This is a genomic window from Flavobacterium sp., from assembly GCF_031423415.1.
Classification (GTDB): Bacteria; Bacteroidota; Bacteroidia; order Flavobacteriales; family Flavobacteriaceae; genus Flavobacterium.
On the sequence record NZ_JANPFL010000162.1, the window covers coordinates 1 to 17690 of the forward strand.

9 protein-coding genes are annotated in these 17690 nt (G+C 37.2%); 5 read left to right on the forward strand and 4 right to left on the reverse strand.

Going from position 1 to position 17690, the window contains the following annotated elements:
• The 4 genes from RMO83_RS13885 to RMO83_RS13900 form a co-directional block, all read left to right on the forward strand.
• Positions 1-151 (forward strand): prolyl oligopeptidase family serine peptidase (locus tag RMO83_RS13885; RefSeq protein WP_310560305.1); only part of this gene is annotated, 151 nt, incomplete at its 5' end.
• 9 nt (positions 152-160) lie between these two features.
• Positions 161-697: an ORF6N domain-containing protein gene (locus tag RMO83_RS13890; RefSeq protein ID WP_310560297.1), complete on the forward strand. Its 537-nt coding sequence runs from the start codon at positions 161-163 to the stop codon at positions 695-697.
• Between the two features lie 79 nt (positions 698-776).
• Positions 777-2453, forward strand: coding sequence for a peptide MFS transporter (locus tag RMO83_RS13895; RefSeq protein WP_310560298.1), 1677 nt, complete (start codon positions 777-779; stop codon positions 2451-2453).
• Positions 2454-2751: 298 nt separating this feature from the next.
• The gene (locus tag RMO83_RS13900) at positions 2752-3213 is read left to right on the forward strand and encodes a thioredoxin family protein (protein WP_310560299.1); all 462 of its coding nucleotides are present in this window, start codon (positions 2752-2754) and stop codon (positions 3211-3213) included.
• Positions 3214-3216: 3 nt separating this feature from the next.
• On the opposite strand, the gene RMO83_RS13905 is transcribed toward RMO83_RS13900, so the two are convergent.
• From RMO83_RS13905 to RMO83_RS13920, 4 genes are all read right to left on the reverse strand, one after another.
• Complete coding sequence (locus RMO83_RS13905; RefSeq protein ID WP_310560300.1) at positions 3217-5253, reverse strand: ComEC/Rec2 family competence protein; 2037 nt, start codon at positions 5251-5253, stop codon at positions 3217-3219.
• 294 nt (positions 5254-5547) lie between these two features.
• Positions 5548-5715: a hypothetical protein gene (locus tag RMO83_RS13910; protein WP_310560301.1), complete on the reverse strand. Its 168-nt coding sequence runs from the start codon at positions 5713-5715 to the stop codon at positions 5548-5550.
• A 4-nt stretch (positions 5716-5719) separates the two neighbouring features.
• Positions 5720-6247: a hypothetical protein gene (locus RMO83_RS13915; protein WP_310560302.1), complete on the reverse strand. Its 528-nt coding sequence runs from the start codon at positions 6245-6247 to the stop codon at positions 5720-5722.
• Positions 6248-6842: 595 nt separating this feature from the next.
• Positions 6843-7481, reverse strand: a complete 639-nt coding sequence (locus RMO83_RS13920; protein WP_310560303.1) for a hypothetical protein — start codon at positions 7479-7481, stop codon at positions 6843-6845.
• A gap of 1572 nt (positions 7482-9053) precedes the next feature.
• Between RMO83_RS13920 and RMO83_RS13925 the strand changes: the two genes are divergently transcribed.
• Positions 9054-17432 (forward strand): T9SS sorting signal type C domain-containing protein, encoded by an 8379-nt coding sequence (locus RMO83_RS13925; protein WP_310560304.1) that lies wholly within the window; start codon positions 9054-9056, stop codon positions 17430-17432.
• Positions 17433-17690 lie beyond the last annotated feature (258 nt).

Genomic DNA, 17690 nt, shown 5'->3' on the forward strand with positions numbered 1-17690 from the left:
AAATTCAATGCAAATGATGGAAGCTTTGATTCAAGCCAACAAACAATTTGACTCCCAAATATATCCCGATAAAAATCACGGAATCTATGGTGGCTATACAAGAATACAATTGTTCAATAAAATGACTAATTTTATACAAAATAATTTATAATCTTAGAACGTGCATTTAATCACTATTCAAAATAAAATATACGAAGTTAATGGAATCAAAATCATGTTAGATTTTGATTTAGCAGAACTTTATGAAGTAGAAACTAGAGTTTTGAATCAGGCGATTAAAAGAAACATCGATAGTTTCCCCGAAGATTTTATGTTCAGGTTGACTAAAGAAGAATGGGACAGTATGTTATCACAATCTGTGATGACTTCATCATCACAAATTGTGATGTTGGATTTACCAAAAAACAGAACCGGAAAATATTTACCTTATGCATTCACAGAGCACGGAGTAACCATGTTAGCAAGTGTTTTGAAAAGTCCTAAGGCAAGAAAAATGAATATTGCAATAGTTAGAGCATTTGTTGCTTTAAGAAAAACACTTTTGAATATAGAAAACCTTGCAAGCCAAATTCAAGAATTGGAAACGAAATATGATAAACAATTTGAGGATATTTTTGAAGCTATTCAGTTTTTAATCACGGACAATGAGATTTCTGATAAAAAATCTGAAAGAGTAAAAATAGGTTACAAAAAGTAATAAACGAATCAGGAATTTAACTAAGCAACCAATTTTTTTTTTAAATAATTTATAACAATAACCTTAACCAATAAATAAAATGAGTGAAGCAGCAGTGAAAACAGGACATCCAAAAGGACTATGGGTATTATTTGGAACAGAAATGTGGGAAAGGTTCAATTTTTATGGAATGCGAGCCATCCTGACCTTATTCCTCGTGAATTCGTTAATGATGAAAGAGGAAGATGCTTCCCTGATTTATGGAGGTTTTCTCGGATTGTGTTATTTGACTCCAATGTTAGGTGGTTTTGTAGCTGACCGATTTTTTGGAAATAGAAATTGTATTCTGTTAGGAGGTTTGATGATGGCGGTTGGACAATTTTTATTGTTTGCCAGCGCCAGTATTTTTGGAACTAATATCAGCTTGGCAACGACTTTAATGTGGTCGGCTTTGGGAATTATTATTTTTGGAAACGGATTTTTCAAGCCTAATATTTCCAGTATGGTGGGGAGTTTGTATCCAAAACAAGAAAAAAGTAAACTAGATACTGCTTTTACCATTTTCTATATGGGAATCAATTTAGGTGCCTTCTTGGGTCAATTAATTTGTCCGATTGTAGGCGATGTAAAAGACAACGCTGGAATTCGAGATATTCACGCCTTCAAATGGGGTTTTTTGGCTGCTTCAATGGCAATGTTGATTGGAACTTTCGTTTTTTATGTGTTGAAAGATAAATATGTTGTCACTCCCGAAGGAAGACCTCTTGGCGGATTGCCGTCAAAAAATGAGGCTTCTGATTTTGAAGAAGGTGAATCACAAAAAGCTGTATTTTCTGAAACAGCGTTGGTCATTGCAGGAATTGTGTTTTTAGCTTTAGGCGCAATTATACATTTTGTTTTTGACCAAAATTTAATTTACACCTTAATTTATTCTAGTGGTTTGACCCTAGCAGGATTAATTGTTTCGGACACTTCGCTGACTAAAGTGGAAAGAGACAGAATATTTGTAATTTATATTGTTGCTTTCTTCATCATTTTCTTTTGGGCAGCTTTCGAACAAGCGGGTTCTTCACTAACATTTATCGCTGATAATCAAACCGACAGAAACTTCTTTGGTTGGAATATGCCACCGTCAATGGTTCAAATTTTTAACGGATTATTTGTGGTTGCTTTTGCCATTCCGTTTAGTATGCTGTGGGATTATTTAAGAAGCAAAGACAGAGAACCTATTTCGCCAATGAAACAAGCTTTTGGTTTGGCATTGATTGCTTTGAGTTATTTTATCATCGCTTACAACGTGAAAGATTTAGGAAACAGCGGACTTTTGGCCATCAAATGGTTGATACTTTTGTATTTAATTCAAACCGCAGCAGAGTTGTGTTTATCGCCAATTGGATTGTCATTGGTAGGAAAATTATCTCCAAAACGTTTCTCTTCTTTATTGTACGGAGTGTTCTTTTTATCCAATGCCTCGGGTTATGCATTGGCAGGAACTTTAGGTTCCATTATGCCAGCAACTGGCGATAAATTTATCAAAGCCAAAGAACTCGGAATTGATTTGCAAGGAGTTTTAGACAAAACCGTTACTCCAACAGCAGAGCAATTGCAACTATTGGCGACCAATCAAATTAGCGATCATAATCCAATTTTTGCAGGATTTGAAATCCATAATTTATTCGAATTCTTTATGGTATTTGTGATTTTGACAGGACTTGCAGCAGTAATTTTGTTTTCATTGACTCCTTTCTTGAAAAAAATGATGCACGGTATTCGTTAATTTTTTTCTGCCAAACCAAACCTCTAAGATTTTTAAAATCGTATAGGTTTTAAATCCGAACCGATTCGTTTTTTAATTTAAATTTACAAAATGCAGCAAAGCTGAACAATTAAAAAAACACAAAACTTCAAAGACAAGTATCTAAAGAAATGATGGTAGTTCAATTTTGGCGAAATGTACGAAGGGTTGTACTTCTAATTTCGCTTTGAAAAAAAATAACGTACGAAGTTAGATAATTCGCTTTTTCGGCACTATTTTTGAAAAAATATTAAAAGTATAAATTAAAAATAAAAAATAAATGAACAAGACAGTAATTACATTGTTGCTAATAATGGGCTCGTTTGCCATTCAGGCACAAGAATTAAAATGGGAAACCGATATCAACAAAGCCATTAAAGTTTCTAATAAAACAAAAAAGCCAATGTTGTTGTTTTTCACCGGAAGCGATTGGTGCGGTTGGTGCATTCGTTTGCAAAAAGAAGTGTTGAGAACTCCAGAATTTGCAACTTGGGCAAATAAAAACGTGGTCCTTGTAGAGTTAGATTTTCCTAGAAAAAATTTGCAATCAGAAGAAATTAAAGCGCAGAACAACGGAATGCAACAAGCTTTTGGAGTTCGAGGTTATCCTACTGTTTATTTTGCCACAGCAAAGATTAAAGAGGGAAAACCAAGCTTTACAGGTATAGGAAGCACAGGTTATGTTGCTGGTGGACCAGCAGCTTTTCTGGCTGTAGCCGATGGGATTCTGAAAACTAAATAATTTTTATTCCAATCTATAAAATCCCTTTTCGCCAGTAGCGTGAAAAGGGATTTTTTCTTTTAGACAACTCCCGTTCCACAGTTTTTGAATGTATTTATAATTCGATGCGTCAGCCACAACTAGTTTGGGTTTTGTGATTTGTAAAAAACGTTCCATATTTATTTTTGGCGATTGAGTAATCACCACAATATCAGGACGAATTGCAGTTGGATATACACCTAAACTATCCAAAATCAGGATTTTATTTTCTTTGTAATACATCAAATCGCCGAGTCTTTTGGTCTGTGTCAGTTGACTAAAATTCCCCATCAAGTATGCTGCAACTGTTTTATTCTTTGAGACGGTTTTCAATAGTCCATCATTCGAATATAAGCTGACACTTTTTCCATTTCGTTCCGCAATCAGACTGTTTTTCTTTGCATTGAAAATGACCAATTCTTTTTGGTTTTGAATCGTCCAATGGGTTTGAAAATACGCAATTTGGAAAATAATTACAGTAACCATTGCCAAAATCAGTCTATTGAAACTGGGTTTTTTGAACCAAATAATCGTGGCAATAAGCAACAAATACACGCTCAACAACAACTGCCAATTGAACGGAATATCCCGAAAGATAAATTGTTCTAATGACGCTATAGCGTTAATGATTTTATTCAAAATAGAAATGCTCCATTCCAACGATTTGGCCAGAAAAAAAGGAACACAATCGAAAGCTGCCAAAACCATGACTAAAACACCGAGTCCCATAATCAAACTCAAAAACGGAATAATTACCAAATTAGTCACAAAAAATAAACCTGGAAACTGATGAAAGTAGTAAATACTCAACGGTAAAGTGCCAATTTGAGCCGCAAACGAAACCGTCAAAATTTCCCAAAAGTAATTTGCGATTTTGTTTTTTGGCGACCAAAGCTGTGCTAATAAAGGTTGCAACCAAAGAATAAAAAACAAGGCGACATAACTCAATTGAAACCCCACATCAAACAAAAATGAGGGTTGAACGAGCAAAATAAGCAACATTGAAACCAGGAGCGTGTGATAAATGTTGGTGCTTCTTCTCAAAAACATGCCGATGGCGACAAACGAAAACATCGTCACTGATCGAAGTACGGATGGTGCCAAGCCAGCAATTAATCCGAAGGAAATCAGTGAAAATAAAATGATAACAAGTTTCATCAAAGAACCGCGGCGAGAATTCGGGAAAGGCTTTAAAAGAAAAGTTACAAAAAGCAGAATAAACCCAATATGCAAGCCCGAAACCGACAAAATATGTACTGCTCCAGCAAACTGATAATCCCTGATAATTTCGGGAGATATATCCTGTTGTTGCCCTAAAATTAAAGCAATGGCAACATTGAGTTCCGCTTTGTTGAAATGGGTTTTCTCTAGATTCCGAATGATTTTCGTCCGCAATTTCGCTGTGTAATACCAAACATCTTTTTCGATAATAGCACCTCGTTTGATGTCCGAAACATCGGCATGCAGTTGAGCATAGATTTGTTTGCCCTCGAGGTATTTACCGTAATCAAACTGGTTGGGATTTTTAATCGCACGGTTTGGGTATAAATTCCCATTGATTTGCAAATGAGTCCCAATTTCTAAAACTGGTGTAAGACTGTCTCGTCGAACATTCAAAAGGATTCTCCCTGTATTGCGGACATCATCTATCTGATGCACCACTACAATATAGCGGTCGTTGTAACCGGAACTTCGCAGTTTTTCTCGTATGGTTACAGCAACGAGATGCGGTTTTTCGAAAATAGTTGTATTGTGAATGTAATTGCTTTCCTGAAAAGAATTCGTGTGAATAATTTGACTGCTTGTGCCAATGGTAAAAGCCATACAATAAGTGGCAACAGCAAAATACATTGGGTGTAATATCTTGTTTTTTGACCCGAAATACGCTATAGCAAAACCGCAAAAGGCAACAAAAAGCAAAGAAAAAACCAGTTGAGGATTGGGTTGAAAATAATACCCCACCAGAATCCCAGCCAAGAAACCAATGGTAATTCGCGCTAATGGGAATTGTACTACTTTCATAAGTTTTTGCTTATTGCTTTTTAGCGGTCATACTTGTCTGCCGACAGGCAGGTGTAATTGCTTCGCCCGTTCACTGCGTTCGGGTCGTATAGTAGTCATTGCATACAACGACAAATTATTGTTTATGCTGATTTCATACTGATAAAAGTAATTAATTATTATCAATAGTAGATTCTTCTTTGTAGGATAAAATTGTTTTAAAAGCGGAGTGCTATTTTTGCCATAAAGTGCAATCATTTTATGGTGTAGGCTCACTACATCTCTTCGTCGACAACAAGTGGGCAGAAGACATTATCAAGCTTTAACTTTGGGTATTCTTGGCGCAGACCTCTTAGGTTCTATAACTTTGTTTTGTTCTTTCTTTAATTTGATGTATTCACTGATTTCTTTGCGTTCTAAATCGGTCAAAGGTGCACTTTCAATAATAAAATCAACCCCTACTGGTTCTTTGATAAATCCCATAATTTTAATTTTTAAAATATTTTTCTACTAAAATTCTTGAAGCTTTCGTTTCTATAATCATTCTTTGATTTTTAAAATGAAACGCGCCTAAAGTTTTTTCATAATGTTCTATTAATTGCGTTTTTGCCGTGAATGCAACAAATCCTTCATATCCTTTTTGAAACGATAGTTTACAAGCATAAGCAACTAAATTTCCAGCAACTCCTTCGTAAAGCTTTTTTTTGCCAATGTTAAAAGGCGAACTTTCTAATAAACTCATATAAATATGATCACTTTCTATCGTCAAACTTAATAAACCTTGAATAATATTTGGGTTGTTTTCAATGGTTAATTTGTAAACTTCTTTTGTGATGTCATCAAATTCGGTTTTCCAATTGAAATTCCAACCTTTTTTCTTTGAAATTTCTTTTATATCTGATTTATTAGCAAGTAGAACATCTGTATGAAAACTGTCTCCAGAAATTGTGTTTACAATAGAATTCGTCAATTTATCTATTATAAATTCTTGTTCGTCTTTATTTTTACGCATCATAACTCAAAATTACAAAATTTGTATGTATTTGATTCTGTTTTGATCCCAAACTTTTATTAATCCGTCTATGCGAAGTGAGTGCGAACTTATGGAATAGGTACTATGTTGAGAATACTTTTTTTTAATTGAACATAATTATATAAACTATTATCCCACCAGAATCCCGGCCAAGAGACCAATGGTAATTCTCGCTAAAGGGAATTGTAGTACTTTCATCAATTTTTGCTTATTGCTTTTTAGCGGTCATACTTGTCTGCCGACAGGCAGGTGTAATTGCTTCGCCCGTTCACTGCGTTCGGGTCGCATAGTAGTCATTGCATACAACGACAAATTATTGTTTATGCTCATTTCATACTGATAAAAGTAATTAATTATTATCAATAGTGGCTTCTTCTTTTTAAGATAAAATGATACGGGAAGTCAGTCTCTGTGGTTGTTATAAAAAACTAGGATAGTGATTTGTCTCTCTCAGCGAGCATTCAGTAGCGACAGCTAGTACGGATTAAACAATTGTAACCACAATTTTATTTCACAAACGTACTTCTCTGAAAATAATTGACCTCGCACTGACGCTAGCTGATGGTAGCGATTGTTTTTATTTTGCCCAAAATTTTTCCGTTATATAAAAAACGGTATCGATAAAATATAAAATCTCATGTTGCGTCAAGACATTTTCATCGTGCAAATCTTCTAGAATAATTCCTAATTCGGGATGGATATAATCATTGTTGCGATTGTTTTCAAAACCATTCAACGTTAGAAATTTTTTGACTTCGTTCAAGTCTGTACTTGAAGTAATGGTGACATAATTTTGCTGAACCACTGCATATAAAACTTCGTCATTCTTTGTAAAACCGAGTAAATAGTATGCAGTGTCGGAAAAGAAATAATTGTGAAGTAGTAAATTGTATAAATAGTCTTTCCAGGAGTTGTAATAAATAGCATCGTTCAGTTTAAGAACATGCTCACTGTCTTTGAGATAAACTTTTTGTTCCGCTCCTTCACTTACATATTGAGAAAAATCAATGTTGTCAATCCAGAGATTATTCTTTGTAATGAAATCTTCTAACTTCTTTGTTTCTTGATTTTTGAGTTGCTTTTCGCTTTTAGCGATTGGGCCTGATTTCTCGCCATCGTTAAGGTAACTGGCAATTGTTTGGATAATTGTTCCAATCCTAATTTTGCTCTTTCCTGAAAGGACATGGTGTAGTTCATATTTTAAATCATTTAGCATTTACAAATATAAAAAGAAATTTTTGATTTTCAGAAGCCATAAAATGAGCTCAATTATATTTATAAAAACACCTATTTAGTATCAATAGTAGCTTCTTCTTTTTAAGTTAAAATTCTTCCTAAAGCGAAGTCTTATTTTTACCCTAAAACACTACCGATTTATGGTTTAGGCGCATGAACAATGTCATTAAGATAAAGATAAACCAAAAATTTGATTGATGATTTTTGATTAACGATTGCAGATTTCAGATGTCTGGGGCCTATAAAATCGACAAATTTTTATTTACTAACACCACATCTAAAATCAAGAATCGTTAATCTTCAATCGAAAATCCCTTAACGTAATGACATTGACCACGCATACTATGTCCTTAAATTTAATATTGCCGTTTGGAAATTTGCTACTCAAGTTCTGAAATCGACAACTAGTGTTATAAAATTTACTACTGCTGTTCTGAAATTGAGAGCTATAGTTCTGAAATACAATATTGCAGTTCTGAAATTGAGAGCTATAGTTCTGAAATTGAGGACACGTGTTCTGAAATCGAGAACTAGAGTTCTGAAATACAATTTTGCTGTTCTGAAATTGAGAGCTATAGTTCTGAAATCCAGTACTGCTGTTCTGAAAGCGAGAACTCGTGTTCTGAAATACAATATTGCTGTTCTGAAATTGAGAGCTATAGTTCTGAAATACAATATTGCTATTCTGAATTCTCAAAATTTTGTTCGTTTTATTTTATCATCGTGATGCATCACCGGATTTTAATTGGTTGCTTATTATTCAACGGATTGAAATCCGTTGCTACAATAGGTCCCGTTCCTAAGGAACTATCAAAAAGCGTAATAGAGCCTTGGGCTCGGCATATTTTGTAAGGCTGGACTTTAGTCCAGTTTACAGCTAAGATGACAAAAATTAGAGCCGTAGGCGCGGTGCATTTTAAGTTTTGCTTCGTAGGAATACAAGTTTAGCACACTAGAAAAAGAACGCAGTTTATGAATTTTTTATACCTACTATTTGACACCGTATCTGTTAGACTCAAAACCACAATAAACTGGGGTTTTAGGTATATCAAAGCCATTTACGTCCCACTTCCTACTTCCCAACTTCCCACGTCCCACATCATAATTCATACTTCATAATTCATAATTCCAACTCCCAACTCCCCACACCCAATACCCCATACCCAACTTCCCACTCCCAACTCCCAACTTCTAACTTCCCACTTCATAATTCATACTTCATACTTCATAATTCATAATTCATAATTCATAATTCCCACTTCCCACTTCCCAACTTCTAACCTCTAACCTCTAACTTCTAACCTCTAACCTCTAACCTCTAACTTCTGATAACTTTATTAAGGTTTTTACGCTAAATTGTTTACCCGACATCGTTTTAGTAGCATTTTGTTATAAATAATGAACTAAATGTCGAAAATTGTTAATAATTTCGTAATCTTAAACGGCTTTTACACTCGTTTTTAACTGTAACTTTGTACCCCCGTTCTTTTTTGACGTTGGCAAAAGGTTGCTTTTAGGAAAAACAAGTTCAGGGATTTAAAAATTGGCATTTATGAAATTAAAATACATATACCTTACGATTGCTTCGTTGGTTGGTTTTGTGACCAGTTATGGACAGGTATCGTGGATAAGTGTAGCAGGAGCAACAGCGTGGTATACAGCTGGAAACTGGTCTCCTAGTACGGCTTCAGGTGCGTGGCTTACCTCAAATACGGCTCAATTTGCAAATACAGGTTCTGCCGTAACCGCTGGTATCAATATGGGAACTACTCTATCGATTGGTGCAATTGAGGTAACATCAGCAAGAGTGCGTAATTTAACGATTGGAAATTCTTCAGCTACTGTTGGCAATCTAACCCTCAATGGAACAACAGTAAATAGTATATCTAATGTTATAGTAAGAAATAACTCCGGCAATCCTTTAACAATACAAAACAACGAAACTGGTACAGGAAAAACGATGGGTGTTGTTTTAGGAAACGCAACAGAAAACATCATCAACATTGATGGCGCAGGCGGTGTTGCGATTAGTTCAATCATAAGCGGAGTAGGCAGAAATCTGACCAAAGCAGGTAGTGGTGCGGGCATCTTAACGTTAAGTGGTGCAAATACGTACACCGGTTCGACGACAGTTACAGCTGGTGAACTGCGACTAAATCCCCCTTCCAACATTTCAACATTAGGTACTTGCGTTTTTAATGGAGGTACTTTAGCAACTACTGCAATTGCATCTAATATAGCACTTACATTTTCAGCTGTAAATTTAGCAGCAAGCTCGACTTTAGCTTTAGGGTCTAATCCACATACGCTAACATTTACAACATTGGGTACTTTAACAGCTTCAACCCTTTTGACCATTACGGGCTGGGCAGGTGCATCGTTTGCTACTGGAACCACTACAGGAACTGGTGGCAAAGTATTTATCGGCTCAACAGCATCTTTAACTCCTGCGCAATTAGCTCAAATTCGCTTTTCTAATGGGACAGATTTTTTTCCTGCAATACAATTAACCACCGGTGAAATTGTGCCTACTGCTCAATTATTTATTTCAACCATAAGCAATCAAACTGCTGGCGTTGGTTTTAATGTAACTGTTACGGCTAGAGATTTAAATGGTGTTGCTGCGAGAAACCTAACCCAAGCCACCGATATTACTTTAACAAGTGCTACCAACACCATTGGCGGAACAACAGTTGGCACTATAGCCGCTGGAGCAAGTTCTGTCACTATTTCGGGAGTAACGTTAACAGCAGGCTTAAATGCAACAATAACAGCAACACGATCTAGTGGTGATTTTCCTAGAACAGCTACCAGCAATACTTTTAATGTTACCGCGCCTGCAACACCTACTTTATCAGCGGGTGCATTAACTGGATTTGGCAGTTCAGTATGCGTCAATACTACTGCTGGACCAAATTCTTTTACGCTTTCTGGTGCATCGCTAAATGGTTCCGATGTATCAGTTAGTGGTAATGGTGTTTACACTTTTGCAACAGCTTCTGGTGGGACTTATTCAAATCCTCTCGCACTCGCAGCATACGACGGCGCAACACCAGCATCAATATTTGTAAAATTTACACCAGTTGCCGCCTCTAATTACGACGGAAACATCACTATTAGTGGCGGTGGTGTCGCGACAAGCGCGACAACCGCAGTAACGGGCTCAGGAAGCAACGGAACACCTGCAGTTACCACAGTTACAGCAACATTAATTGTAGTTAATAGTGCTAGTAGTGGCGGAAATACCGTAAGCCCTAGTTGTGGTACCATAACCGCAAAAGGAGTAGTTTGGGGACTATCAGCAAATCCTACCATTGCTTCTAATTTAGGCATAACAAATGAAGGTACTGGCACGGGTAGTTACACCAGTAGCATCGGAAGTTTAAGTGCTAATACATTGTATAATTACAGAGCGTATGCCACTAATAGTAACGGCGTAACTAGCTATGGCACGAATCTAACATTTACAACACTAAAAGGAGAACCTACAAATTATCCAACAGTATTTGCTTGTGGCACTACAACAAACGTCACTATTCCATTAACATGGACTGCTGCAACCGGAGCAGTTACTCCAGATGGCTATCTCGTGAAATGGAGTAGTACATCGTATGCAGCTATAACCGCTCCAGCTGATGGAGTAGCCGAAGCCGACGGGGCAACAACTCAAAATGTGGCAGGCACTTCTTACACAGTACCAAGTTTATCGGCATCAACTACTTATTACTTTAAAATATGGTCTTATACCAATAGTGGCACTAGCATAGATTACAAACTAGGAAGCGAACCACAAACTAGTTGTGCAACCATTGCAGCACCATGTTTCAGTATGAATGGTCCAACTTTCACAGCATCAGGGTCTACTTTTGCAGGCGTTACTGATGCTGGTGGCAGTCCCACTTCAACTATCAGGTTAGCATCATCTAGTGCAAGCGGTAGTATTTCTACAACCGCAACAGGTGTAACAGGTGGAAATGTTACAGTGGTATTCAGAGCACAAGGATGGAGTGCAACTGAAACTTCTGTTACAGTGACGCTAGACGGAAATGTTCAAAATATTACAACATTGCCAACCGCTTTTGGTGAAGTCACTTTAAATTTCACATCCATATCAGCTAATCCAATATTAACTTTTAGTACAGTAACAAATAAAAGAGTGCACGTTGGTAATGTACAAATATTTTGTGCTCCTGCTTGCACAGCACCCGGCACCCAAGCGTCATCAGTAACTACTAATACACCCACAACAACTGGTTTTTCTGCGGGCTGGACAGCAGGTGATGGTAATGGGAGAATGCTGGTAGTAAGACCTACTTCAACAACAATTGCTCAGCCAGTATCAGGTACAGCCTATACTGCTAATCTTGCGTGGGCAAGTGCTGGAACAATTGATACTAACAACCGAGTTGTATTCAGAAGTAACGGTTCAGCCGCTGGTCCTATTACAGGTCTAACAGCAGAAACACAATACACTGTTACGGCTTATGAATACAACACCTCCGCGGATTGTTACAACCTAACAACACCGCCGTCTACTACCCGATATACATTAAGCATCGAACCTACACCACAACCCACATCCGGATTGAGTGCAAGTACGTGTAACGCTACTACAATTGATGTTGTGGTTCCTGCTATTTCTGCTGGTGCAGATGGCTATTTAATTTTAAGAAGGGCAGTTGCTGCTCCAACAGGTTTACCAACAGATGCTACAGCGTATGTAGTAGGCGATACATTTGGTGATGCAACGGTAGCGGCTATTGTTACCGCAGCAGGAACGTACACGATTTCAAGTTTAACTGCTAGCACTACTTATTTTTTCCAACTTGTACCTTATAATGCAAACAGCACAGCTGTATCAGAGACGTATAATTTTTTAACAACCGGGACATTATTACAAACTAGCGTTGCTACTAATGCAACAAGTACCAGCGCAGCATCAACTGTAGAAACAGACGCTACCTACATTCCCACACTAAATATAGCGTATGCCACCTATCAAACAACACCAGTACCAGCTTTGCAATCAAGCAGTATTGGTGTGCACAATTTCATCATAAAAGATGGAGGCGCAACTAATGATAGTGATAGCTTACCTACTATCTTGACTGCTATTTCGTATTCCTATACAGGCACAGCCAGTACAATTCGTGCTGCTGCATTGTTCACCACTAGTGGCTCAAAAGTGGCTGAAGCAACAACAATTGGTACAAATACTATTGTTTTTACGGGTCTGCCTGTTAGCAGCGACGTTACAACGCCTGACAATAATTTAGGAGGTGCCAAACAACTTATCTTGCGCGTTACTTTCGGTACAACGGTAACCGATAATCATAAATTAGTATTTACAGTAACGGCAGTAACTGCTGGTACCACTTGTAGTTCTTCTCAGTTCGCTGCCGCAAATGGTGGTGGTGCTGTATCTGATAACACGGCAGATGATAAAAATAGAATAGAGGTTACAGCTACAAAAATTGTTTATGGAACCCAACCTCCATCCGCATCTGTTAGTACTAATCTTGCCTCTTTTTCGATACGATTTGTAGATGACAATTCCAATCTTGATTTTGATACCAGCAGATCCGTTTCGTTAGCAGCAAGTAATGGGGGAGTAAATATGACCTCTTCTGCCTCTTACACTCTTACTCCAACTCATACAGGTATTGTGAGCTTTAGCAATGTACAATTTTCAACAGGGCCACAAACAAATATTACCATTACTGCTTCGACAACTGGATTGGGCACAAATACAGTTGTTTCTGATCCGTTTGGTATTGTAGATGTTCCACTAAATAGTTATCGAACAATAGGTGATGGAACGTGGAGTAGCACACCAGGGAATAATACCGCTGGAATTTGGGAACAATTATTAAGTGGAACAGGCTGGACAGCTTCATCCTATCCCTCCACAAGCCTTAACACGAATAAAATTTATATTTATAATAATATAACTTTAAATGGAAATAACACTGCTCAAGATCTAGTTATTGGAAGTGGAGGAGTTTTTAACACTTTTACAATCACCCCAACATTTAAAGACGTTTTGGTTAAAAATGGAGGTACTTTCAAACAAGATGGATATGTTGCAATTACAGGGATTTTAGAAGTAGAAGATGGAGGAACCTATCAATTTAATTCAAGGAATAATAGTTCAAGAACTACTACCGTTTGGGCTGGAACTGAAAGATTTCATCCAAATTCAACGTTTATAATTGCGGATGCTGATACAACTGGAGACTACTATCCATTTGAAACAGAGGGTGAAATTTCAACATTCACAGATCCATTGACTGGGTATGCTGCTTGCTTTGGAAATATAATCATTGACAATGCTGCTGGCGGTAATTTGCGATTATTACCTACACCTTTTACAAAAAACTTGACACACGGTGATATAACATTTAAGACTAATTCAAGTACCAAATCGTTATGTATAGGAAATTGTACAACAGAAATAGGAGGTGATTTCATTATTGAGTCTACATATAATCAAACTATTTCATTATTAACAACGGGAAACACAGTTAATTTTAAAGTAAAAGGAAACATTATTAACAACTCAACAAGAATATTAAGATTATTAAATAATGCCGGGGGTATCGCAAACGTTACTGTTGAAGGAGATATTATTATTAATAGCGGGACTTTAGATGTAAATTTTGCAAATAGTGGTGTTTCAACTGTTAACTTAAAAGGAGATTTAAGCGTTAGTACATCAGGATTATTAACAGCAACCGCCACAATAGTTGCCAACAACATCTTTAACTTCAATAAAACAGGAGATGGATTGACAGCTGCAACAACTCAAACCATAGACATTGCCACTACTACTGCGACGTCAACAAACGAGAACAGATATATTGCATTCAATGTAAAACCAAATGCATACGTGCAATTAGCCAATAGAGATTTTGAGGTAGGAACCGATTCTAAACTTACGGTAGAAAGCGGTGGTACTTTTGATTTTGGATTTAGCGGTACAACGCCTTTACTATTTACGGCAGCGAATGCACAAACTGGTCAAACCTTCAGTGCTTTATCAGGCAGTACAATCAAACTCACCTCACCTTTTGGTATTACAACAGCTGGTGCTGCTGCAACCTCGGGTAATGTGCAAACGCCTGTTGCGGGTAGAACCTTTGATGTAGGGGCAACCTATCATTACATTGGAAAAGCCAATCAAGTTACCGGTAATGCTTTGCCAAGTGCTGGTATCACAGGTAAAGTAATCGTAGAACTAGACACTGATGCTTTAACCTTTAATGCATCGAGCAATAGATCTTTTACTGCTGCTGGCACTTTAGAAATTAGAAAAGGAATTGTGATTGATGATAACACTAATAGTTTTAATACCAATGGAAGTCAGCTAGGGAATCTGATCACGAGTGGCGGCAGATATAGAATTTTCAAAACTACTATACAGCCACCTTTTTCCGGAACCTATACTTTAACGGCGGGTGTGGTAGAGTTTGCAAACACTTTCCTTTCTAATCAATCTATACGGTCGCCAAGATCCTATCAAAATATAGAAGTAACAGGCAATAATGTAGACAACTCTGGAGGAAGTAGCAATGTAGTAAGCCCAATCAGTATCAATAATAATGGCACATTTACAATAGCAGCAACTGGAAAATTTATAAGCTCTAATAGTTTTAATCCCATAGACGGAGGAAGTTCAGGTACGCAAACACTTACTGTAAAAACGGGAGGATATTTTGTTACCGCTGTAATTCCGGGATTTTATGGGCTTGCAGCTACAGAGCCATTCCAAAGTGTACAAAATTCGATAGAAAATGTAGTATTAGAAACAGGAAGCTTTGTAGAATATGCTAGAAAGGAAGGTATTTTTCCTTTAGGCATTCCAGTTGGAGCTACCTCAGGTAATCAAACCATCACACATTTTAATTTTGGTACCGTTTCAAACCCGTATAGTTATAGAAACTTAACCATTTCAGGATCGGGAACAAAAACGCTTGCCTCGAATACGAGTACCGTTGTAGGTAACGATTTAGCAGTAAATGCAGCAACACTATCAATCGAAACTGGCAAGGCTTTGACCGTAACCAATAAAGTTGAAGTGAATGCAGCCGCATTTATGACTATAGAAAATAACAGTAGTTTGGTACAAATAAATGATACCGATACTAATACTGGCAACATAACCTATAGACGCAACACTGCGCCTGGAATAGAAACGGATTATACCTATTGGTCCACGCCAGTAGATCAACAAACATTGCTAGCAGTTTCTCCTTTGACAAAGCCCGACAAGTTTTTTGCTTTTAGTCCGATGGTTAACGATTGGGTACAACAAGATACTTCTACTATAATGGCTAAGGGTATAGGGTATATTATCAGAGGAAGTGCCGCATTACCAACAACCGGTGGCTCTTCAACAGCTTCTTTTATCGGTAAGCCTAACAATGGACTAATGAATACTATACCCATTATTTGGGATGGGACATTGACCGATGGAAGCTCAAATTTAATAGGAAACCCGTATCCATCAGCAATAGATGCCGATAAATTTTTAACTACAAATGGAGCGGTTATCGAGGGTACAATTTATTTATGGACACACAGTACAAAGCTTCAAGATGCAGCAAAAATTATAGGGAAAGATGAATTTGGGAATCCTAAAGTTGGTTCGGGAGTTATGGCATATACCTCGGATGATTATGCTTCCTACAATTTGACCGGCGGAGTTGGAACTGGTAGCTTAATGGCAGAATGGGTAGATGCTGATCTAGACAGAATCGTAGATCTACCTGGCGAATATATAGAAAGAAACGGAAATGCCACCTTAAATACCGCTGAATGGACTGACGGTAACAGTAATAGCACGTTAGAAACAAATGAGTGGACCGATACCAATAAGAACAATGTTGCTAACACGGGTGAGTGGAATGACCTCGACAAAGATGGCGTTTTAGATCTTCCAGGAGAGTGCCCCGACGCCAACGGCAATAATGTATGCGATTTAGGTGAATGGACAGATACCAATACCGATGGGATATTCAATACTGGAGAATGGAATGATGCTAATAAAGATAAAGTATTGAATTTAGAAGTTGCACAAGCTTCTAATAGACCAACTGGGGTGATCGGTGGCGGACAAGCTTTTTTTACAACTAGTTTACTAGCGAGTGGCACTGTCACATTCAATAATAGCATGCGTCTAAGCAGTACTAATACTATACTGAGCAACACCCAGTTTTATAAAACGAGCAACACAAAAACAAAAACCACAACCATCGAAAAACACCGAATTTGGCTGAATTTAACGAACACTAACGGGGTTTTTAAAGAGACCTTAATTGGGTACCTTACCGATGCCACAAATGAATACGATAAGCGCTTCGACGGAAAAAGTTATGACGCCAACGAATTTGCCGATTTTTATAGCATTAGCCAAGAGAAGAATTTGGCGATTCAAGGTCGTGCGCTACCGTTTGATGAAAATGACCAAGTGCCATTAGGTTTCCGAACCACTATCGAGGGCCCTTTAAGTATCACGATAGCTGATTCAGATGGTTTACTAAAAGCTCAGCCTGTATTTATTGAAGACAAGTTGACTAGTACTACTTTTGATTTACGAAGTGGTGCCTACAAGTTCATTTCGAAATCAGGTACCTTCAACGACCGTTTTGTGTTGCGTTATACAGACAAAACTTTGGGAACTTCTGATTTTGAAACGCTGGAGAATCCCGTTTTGGTTTCTAGTAAAAACAAACAGATAAAAGTAAATTCAAAACTAGAATCAATAGACAAAGTAAGTGTTTATGACCTTTTGGGAAGACAATTGTTCAAAAAAGACAAAGTGAATAAAAGCGAGTTCGTTATAACAACTTTGACTGCAGCCCAGCAAGTCCTATTGGTAAAAATCACTTTGCAAAACGGAAATGTAGTTACCAAGAAAATTATGTTTTAACCCGAGTGTTTTTTACAAAAAAAGATTCGATGGAAATGTTGTGAATTTTTTAACCACATAGATTTTAAGTAGAAACATAGATTTAATTTTAGAAAGCTTCACTTTTACATAGTTTACATAGTCATTCCTTAAAAATGAATTAACAATTTGATTGTTAATAACTTGTGATTAAATTCAGTTGAAAACAGTACTTTTAAATCGCCAAAAAGTGTATATTTCGGTATAAAAAAGTGGCAATATGTTAGGCAAAATAAAACC

Coding starts and splice junctions, on each gene's coding strand:
- RMO83_RS13915 (WP_310560302.1), bottom strand. CDS start 6,247: ATGATGCGTAAAAATAAAGACGAACAAGAATTTATAATAGATAAATTG.
- RMO83_RS13905 (WP_310560300.1), bottom strand. CDS start 5,253: ATGAAAGTAGTACAATTCCCATTAGCGCGAATTACCATTGGTTTCTTG.
- RMO83_RS13910 (WP_310560301.1), bottom strand. CDS start 5,715: ATGGGATTTATCAAAGAACCAGTAGGGGTTGATTTTATTATTGAAAGT.
- RMO83_RS13925 (WP_310560304.1), top strand. CDS start 9,054: ATGAAATTAAAATACATATACCTTACGATTGCTTCGTTGGTTGGTTTT.
- RMO83_RS13920 (WP_310560303.1), bottom strand. CDS start 7,481: ATGCTAAATGATTTAAAATATGAACTACACCATGTCCTTTCAGGAAAG.
- RMO83_RS13900 (WP_310560299.1), top strand. CDS start 2,752: ATGAACAAGACAGTAATTACATTGTTGCTAATAATGGGCTCGTTTGCC.
- RMO83_RS13895 (WP_310560298.1), top strand. CDS start 777: ATGAGTGAAGCAGCAGTGAAAACAGGACATCCAAAAGGACTATGGGTA.